The 7,266-nt window shown below is 43.5% G+C and carries 5 protein-coding genes and 1 pseudogene; 3 read left to right on the top strand and 3 right to left on the bottom strand.

What is annotated here, in order from left to right:
- The coding region (locus WAO38_RS09675) for a hypothetical protein (protein WP_422236595.1) at positions 1–237 on the top strand (237 nt) is incomplete at its 5' end.
- Between the two features lie 130 nt (positions 238–367).
- On the opposite strand, the gene WAO38_RS09670 is transcribed toward WAO38_RS09675, so the two are convergent.
- Positions 368–3,979 (bottom strand): PAS domain S-box protein, encoded by a 3,612-nt coding sequence (locus WAO38_RS09670; RefSeq protein WP_422236593.1) that lies wholly within the window; start codon positions 3,977–3,979, stop codon positions 368–370.
- 132 nt (positions 3,980–4,111) lie between these two features.
- Here WAO38_RS09670 and WAO38_RS09665 point away from each other — a divergent pair, with 132 nt between their 5' ends.
- Together WAO38_RS09665 and galU are read left to right on the top strand one after the other, a co-directional pair.
- Complete coding sequence (locus WAO38_RS09665; protein WP_422236591.1) at positions 4,112–4,651, top strand: hypothetical protein; 540 nt, start codon at positions 4,112–4,114, stop codon at positions 4,649–4,651.
- 55 nt (positions 4,652–4,706) lie between these two features.
- The gene (gene galU / locus WAO38_RS09660) at positions 4,707–5,528 is read left to right on the top strand and encodes a UTP--glucose-1-phosphate uridylyltransferase GalU (protein ID WP_422236589.1); all 822 of its coding nucleotides are present in this window, start codon (positions 4,707–4,709) and stop codon (positions 5,526–5,528) included.
- On the opposite strand, the gene WAO38_RS09655 is transcribed toward galU, so the two are convergent.
- Positions 5,525–7,108 carry an N-acetylmuramoyl-L-alanine amidase gene (locus tag WAO38_RS09655; RefSeq protein ID WP_422236587.1) on the bottom strand — a complete coding sequence of 528 codons (1,584 nt, stop codon included), beginning with the start codon at positions 7,106–7,108 and terminating at the stop codon, positions 5,525–5,527. The genes galU and WAO38_RS09655 overlap by 4 nt on opposite strands.
- Positions 7,105–7,266, bottom strand: a pseudogene (locus WAO38_RS09650) (nitronate monooxygenase); the annotation flags it as partial. The gene WAO38_RS09655 and the pseudogene WAO38_RS09650, both read right to left, overlap by 4 nt.

Below are 7,266 nucleotides of genomic sequence, written 5' to 3'. Positions count from 1 at the left end.
CATTACACAAAACAGTTAAAAAGAGATACATTAGTAAAGCTAAGTGATGGAAATATGGCTGTTATCAGAGATAATGAACCATCCGTCAAACGAAAAGTAGAAATGGTAATCGAGGGTAAGCCCCAACTTATTCAAATTGAGTCTTACATGATTGTTGAAGTTTCTATCAAAGGGAAAGGTTGGCACACAATCACCCATACTGATAAAGAAAAAGAACGGCAGGCAACACAGGCATAAAATTCAGTTTATTGTTTTAAAAGTGACGCTTTGCTTATCATGTACTTTTTAAGGTACCTAATTCCAAGTATTACTTTTAAAACATCATAAATTACCTAGTTTGTGAATCTCTCCTCCGCCATCTCCATATTTAATACACTTTTTTCACATATCTTGTACTGACAACCAATAATTTCAATTGTTCCATCAAACTATCACGCAAACGATACAGTTCTTCCAATCCTTCCAAAATTTTGGAATATTCGCCCTGAGAATGAAGTTCCAATAATTCTGAGGCCAACTTATGGATTTCCTGATGAATTCGTTTGATCGTATGAAATGTCGGATCTTCACCATAGCGGGTAACACCGTCCGTGTCCAGCCATTTTCCGAAACGGCATTGATGGTGGTTTTGTGGGTTTAGGGCTTCTCTCTCACCTTTTAAAAACATCCCCGTAGCGGAAATCCACGCCCGGTGTTCAACCCCGGCATACAGTAAGGGCAAATCACTCAAATTGGCAGACGGCATTGTCGTCCATGCCGTATCAGGGTGCCATCCTTCTGCCCATGCGGGAAATTCAATTCCCGGCATAGGACGTGCAATTCCATATCCTTGGGCAAGATCACAGCCTAACTGAAGCAGCATTTCACCATGTTCCACCGTTTCGACGCCTTCAGCAATGACTTCCCGACGGAATGCGGCGGCCAATCCTATCACCCCCTCTAAAATTGCCAAATCATCCGGATCATCGAGCATATCGCGAACAAAACTCTGGTCAATTTTGAGTAAAGCAATCGGTAACCGTTTTAAGTAAGTTAACGAAGAATATCCGGTTCCAAAATCATCCAAAGCAAAATTCACGCCGAGTTCTCGACACTCTTCCATAACGCGGGATGCCCGGTTGATGTCTTCCAAAGCGCTGGTTTCCAATATTTCCAGCTCCAGAAAAGATGGGGGAACAGAAGGATGTTCCGATAAAACTTTGCGTAAACGCTGCACAAAGTTTTCTTGCTGCAATTGACGCGCACCGATATTAACACTGATTGGGAGTACCAAGCCCAAAGAGTGCCAGTATTCCAACTGGCTCAATGCCGTATTGAGCACCCATTCGCCAACGTCTACGGCAAGGGGATGATTTTCAATAATCGGCAAAAATAATGCCGGAGCTAAGAGCCCTTCTATTGGATGCTGCCATCGTATCAGTGCTTCAGCCCCGATGACTGTGCCGGTTCGCATATTAACCTTCGGTTGATAATAAAGGACAAACTCATCTTTTTTCAGTGCTTGACGAATACGTTCAAGACTTTCGTGATGTCCCCGAATATTCCGGTCTTGTTCGGTATCAAAGATATGATAACAATTCTTTCCGGCCAGTTTGGCCTGATACATTGCATTATCGGCTTGACGCAATAATTGATCTGCATCGACTTCTTCGGATTGCGGATAAAAAGTAATCCCCAGACTTGCCGATACTTGAAGCGAAAGGGTACCAATCGTTACCGGTTTTTCAGCAGCCGCAAGAAGTCGGGTAATCAAAGGGATACTCGCTTCCGTATTTTCCAAATCAACCAATACGGCAACAAACTCATCCCCGCCTAAACGGGCTAAGGTATCCCCATGCCGCAGTGTATGTTCCATGCGCGTTGAAAGAGCGACGAGCAACTGATCTCCGATATCATGACCATAAGTGTCATTAATACTTTTGAACTCATCCAAGTCAAGATACACTACCGCCAAAGGCTGTTGGCGCCGTAATGTTTGCGAAATGGCATTTTTCATACGATCACTGAGAAGGGTACGGTTCGGCAGAGACGTCAGGGCATCATAATGTGCAATATGTTCGAGATGATGTTCATGCTCTTTAATGGTCGTAATATCGGAAAAAAGTGCCACATATTGTTTGACATTTCCCTTCAGGTCATATACAGCACTAATCGTTAACATCTCGGCATACACTTCGCCATTCTTGCGACGATTCCAAATTTCACCGTACCAGTACCCTTTTTCCAACAGATCGTGCCACATTTCTGTATAGAATTTTTTTCCTTGCCGCTTGGAACTTAAGATACGTGGGTTAATTCCTAAAACCTCGTCACGGCTGTACCCGGTAATACGGCTGAAGGTATCATTAATATCAATAATTTTGCCGTTGGCATCGGTGATTAAAATTCCCTCACGGGCATGGGTAAAAACACTTGCGGCAAGATTGAGTTTTTCTTCTGCCTGCTTGCGTTCGGTAATATCATGGATAATGGAAAAAAGCAAAGATTTCCCTCCACTTTCAATCGGGGTTGAATGCACTTCAACATGACGCACTTCACCGGAAGCCAGCCGGTGGGAAAAGAGAAAATAGTTACGAGACTCATGAAGAGCCGACGCCATGTCTTCTCTGACAAACTCAGGTGAGTTTACATTGATCTGAGTAATAAGCATACTCATCAGCTCATTCTTTGAATATCCATAATATGCGGTGGCCGCTTCATTGGCTTCTCTGATTTTACCGGTAGCCGGATCGATCAGCAGCATTACAGAAGAATTTTTTTCAAAAAAGTCTCGGAACCGTTTTTCACTTTCACGAAGGTTTTCTTCGGCTTGCTTCCGTTCAGAAATATCACGGGTAACTGCCAAATGAAACGTTTGTCCGTTGTCCAGCATCGGCACCGCATGCGTTTCCAATAAACGACGTCCTCCATGCAGCCCGAGTACCTCATATTCCATCTGCATTGATTCACCGGAGAGTACCCGTTTGTGTAAATCCGCATAAGCGACTCGATATTCCGGAGCAATGACATCAAGTACAGGATAGCCGGCTACCTGATCGAGAAAATCCGCTTCGATCATTTTCAACCCTGCCGGATTCATCTCAATCAAGAGACCGTTAGGATCGATTATTTTGATGCATTCAGGCTCATTTTCAATAATAGAACGCATACGCGATTGGCTTTCGAGGAGTTTTCTATCGGATATCTTACGGTCAGTGATATCCCGTAGAAATACAAATATTCGTCCACCCTCATCATAGTGGGTCGTACTGATTTCAACATCCCAAAGCGACCCGTCCTTGCGGCGATGTTTGGTTTCAAACTGTTTATGTCCATGATCAATGATATTTTGAATATGTTCTGCAATATAGGAGAGGCTTTGCATGGCATCGAGTTGAGGAATCTGCATTGTAAGAAGTTCTTCACGTGTATAACCCGACTGCTGACAATACATCAGATTAACATCTAGAAGATTACCATTAAAGTCAATATTCCAGAAACCGTCCAATGTCGTTTCTAAAATATTCTGAAGAATTTTAGAACTCTCCTGCAGTCTCTCTTCCGTTTGTTTACGTATAGAAATATCATCGACCATCACAACAAAATAATCAACCGTTCCATCATCGCGGCGGATACAGCGTGAAGCCAAATGGGTATAAACGATATGTCCCTCACGATGAATAAAACGTTTGTCCATCTCATATTCATCCGCTTCACCGCAGAGCACCTGATTAAACTTTAATTCCTGTTCCGTAAGATCATCAATATGGGTAATTTCTGCCCACGTCATCTTAAGCAGTTCTTCTCTAGGATAGCCAAGAATTTCGCATAGCCGATCGTTCACTTCGATCCAGGCTTTTTCGGGTGAAGTTGAGGCCATCCCTATCATAGAACGTTCAAAATATGCACGAAAATGTTGTTCACTTTTATTTATGGTATCCTCTATCTCTCTTGTCTCAAAAAGTTGTACCATTTTCGTTTTATCCAATGTTGTAGACATGATCTCATTTCCTAATAGATATTAGTGTTTATAAGAAAGTACTATAATTATGCCCGTTTAACCTGAGTCTACTGCCAATCTGAAACATTCATCAATTTATGTATAATTTATACAAAAATTTGAGGATTGATAATGGCAACATTTATTACTGTATTCGTCATTCTCGCAGCGTCTTACTGGATTGTGATGATCATCTCTCGTAAACAAAAAGAAGTAGCCGAAAAAGAGCTATACCAAAGAGAGCAATTTCTCAAAGAGACTCAGTCACTCCTGAAAACCGAAACACCGTCTTACACAGTACCTCTTGCGTCCGAAATGGCTCAAACAGCTCCGGTCGATTACTGTGCTCAAGTCAGTAAGAATTTGAGTGAGCTTGGATACACGATTACCAAGTCGTCCAAAGCAGAAGGGATCGATTTGATCGGGTTGAAAGAAAAAGAATTATTATTGGTGCGGTGTGAAAGTACGCTGAAAGAGATACGACAATCCGATTTAAAAGGATTTATCGCTGATTGTTCCGTCTATATTGACAACAATCCGATGCTCACAGGACGATCGCTCGTACGATGTTATGCAACAAACCGTCCGATCACCGAAGAAGCACAGCGATATCTTCGAGAATATCCCATGTCCCTGCGATTATTTGAGGAAAACAATATTGCCAGAGGGTAAACCTGTTTACTCCCGACACTTGTGCTAAAATAGCACTTAGAATTAAGGAGCCTAAATGATTAAAAAATGTCTTTTCCCTGCCGCCGGCTATGGCACTCGTTTCTTACCTGCAACCAAAGCAATGCCTAAAGAGATGTTGCCGGTTCTGACCAAACCTCTGATCCAGTACGGTGTCGAAGAAGCGGTCGAGGCGGGAATGAATACGATGGCCATTGTTACCGGACGCGGAAAACGGGCATTGGAAGATCATTTTGATGTAAGCTACGAGCTTGAGCACCAGATCAAAGGTTCGAGTAAAGAGCATTATCTCACCGAAATCCGCGCTCTAATCGACAACTGTACCTTCTCTTATACCCGTCAAAATGAGATGAAAGGGTTGGGACACGCAATCCTTACCGGAGAGACATTGATCGGAAATGAACCCTTTGCCGTTATTTTGGCAGATGACTTATGCGATGGCAGAGGAGTAGGAGTTCTCAAACAGATGGTGGCACTCTATGCCAAATACAAATGCTCTATTGTCGCCATTGAAGAGATCGATCCGAGCCAAACCAACCGCTATGGAATCATTGAGGGAAAAGAGATCGAAGATGGCGTATACATGATCACTAATATGGTGGAAAAACCCGATCCTGCTGTCGCACCGAGCAATCTCGCCATTATCGGGCGCTATATCCTCACGCCGGATATTTTTCGTATCATCGAACAAACGGAACCGGGCAAAGGGGGAGAGATCCAAATCACCGATGCCTTGATGGCACAAGCCAAGAGCGGTATGGTTCTGGCCTATAAATTTAAGGGTAAACGATTCGACTGCGGGAGTGTTGAAGGATTCGTCGAAGCGACGAATTATTTTTACGAAAAAAGCAAACTTTAACTGTTATTGGCGAAATAATGTCCGATACCTTCCAATAAGCCATCAACCATCCATCGTTGATATTTCTCATCAGCGATACGGGCTGATTCATCAGGATGGCTGATATAGCCGACTTCCAAGAGCACTGCCGGCATTTGCGCCCCCACAAGAACCCAAAACGGTGCTTCACGAACTCCATTGTCATGGATATTCGGAAATTGCTTGCGCAAATTGCCCAATATCCCTTTTTGAACATCGATCCCCAATTTATTGGAAGCGATAATCTTTTCTTTATTCAAAAAACTCAAAAAACTGAGTTTCCCGTATTGTCCCATCTCGCCCATATCTTCAGAGTTTTCCAAAGCCGCGACCCGCATCGAGCGTTCACTTCGCGTCGGAGAGAGAAAATAGGTTTCCAGCCCCTGTGCCCCCAACGGATCAGAAGTTTTGGGGATAGAGTTGGCGTGAACGGATATGAATAGATCAGCCTCTTTGTCATTAGCAAATTTGGTGCGATCTTTCAGCTCGATAAAGGTGTCGTTACTGCGTGTCATATAAACGGTATACCCTTGAGCCCGGAGTTTATCGGCAATCTGGCTCCCGATTTGCAATACAATATTCTTCTCCATATATCCGTTGCCGACAGCGCCGCTGTCTTTACCGCCGTGCCCAGGATCGATCACAATAATTTTTTTACTGCGATCTTTGGGAGTTACCGTAATGAGCGGAGGCAATGCGGCAATAAGCGGAGGCTCTTCGACTTCCGGTTTTGGCAAAGCTGCAAGAGGCGGCGTTGCTTTGGGCGGTTCTAGCGAAAGATCAATATAAACCGTAGAACCTTGGGGGGTAGGTTTAATCGAAATTGCCTGATTATGCTCAATCACGAGACGAAGTGTTTTGGGATCAAATTGAGCTATCTTAACCCGGTTAATACTATGATGTTCCAAGGTTTGGCTTTTTGAAAGGGTGGAAGAAGCGATATCAACGATATAGCGAAATCGCTGTTTATCCGCCTCAATAATCTTTGACAGTCGTATTTCAGAAGGCTGAACAGGGCTATCAAACGAAAGTTCCAGACCATTGTCTTTCCATTTTGCATCAAGCAGACGATGACGCATTGTCATCGAAATTTCATCCGGTTTGGAAGGAGGTGCGGCCTTGAGCATTTTTTCAGGCGCAGGCGTCACAAATTTGCTCGCGATAAGAGCCGGCTTAAATGTTTTATCGTAAATCACCGAGGGAATAGGAGAAGATGCAGATGTTTCTGCCACAGCAGGAAGAGTAACACTCAGGTCAGTTTGTTTACCGATACCTTTGATTTTAAGCAAGTCGGCTTGATACTTGCTGACATCGATTCCAAGCTTCTCCCCGCCATGAACGATTCCTTCTAACGCTTCATTCGCCAAAGAACTGTTTTTATCCACGATGGCACGAAGATAGATGCTCTTAAATTCGTTGTAGCCGCGAAACTGCTCAATTTCATCGCTGCTTTCCAGCGCTTTTTTCGCCGATTCCAGCCGTGCGTTATTATTAGCACTGAGTGCAGACGTAAATAGTAAAAAAGCCAGAAGGAGAATACGAAGGAGCACGCTTAAACTCACTCCCCTTGGGTTAATTTTTCCATCAATTCTTTGACGGAGATGATTTTATCAATTTTATACCCGTTGCTTCCGGAGAAAAAGAGTCCGAGCTCAAGATTTCCGTTATACGCATCACTAAGTCTGTCCGCAATACAAAAACCGACCTCTTTGGCTTCTAC

This window comes from Sulfuricurvum sp. (genome assembly GCF_049277495.1).
Taxonomy (GTDB): domain Bacteria; phylum Campylobacterota; class Campylobacteria; order Campylobacterales; family Sulfurimonadaceae; genus Sulfuricurvum.
This window is presented reverse-complemented; position numbering and strand designations above follow the sequence as displayed.

Coding starts and splice junctions, on each gene's coding strand:
- WAO38_RS09670 (WP_422236593.1), bottom strand. CDS start 3,979: ATGTCTACAACATTGGATAAAACGAAAATGGTACAACTTTTTGAGACA.
- WAO38_RS09665 (WP_422236591.1), top strand. CDS start 4,112: ATGGCAACATTTATTACTGTATTCGTCATTCTCGCAGCGTCTTACTGG.
- galU (WP_422236589.1), top strand. CDS start 4,707: ATGATTAAAAAATGTCTTTTCCCTGCCGCCGGCTATGGCACTCGTTTC.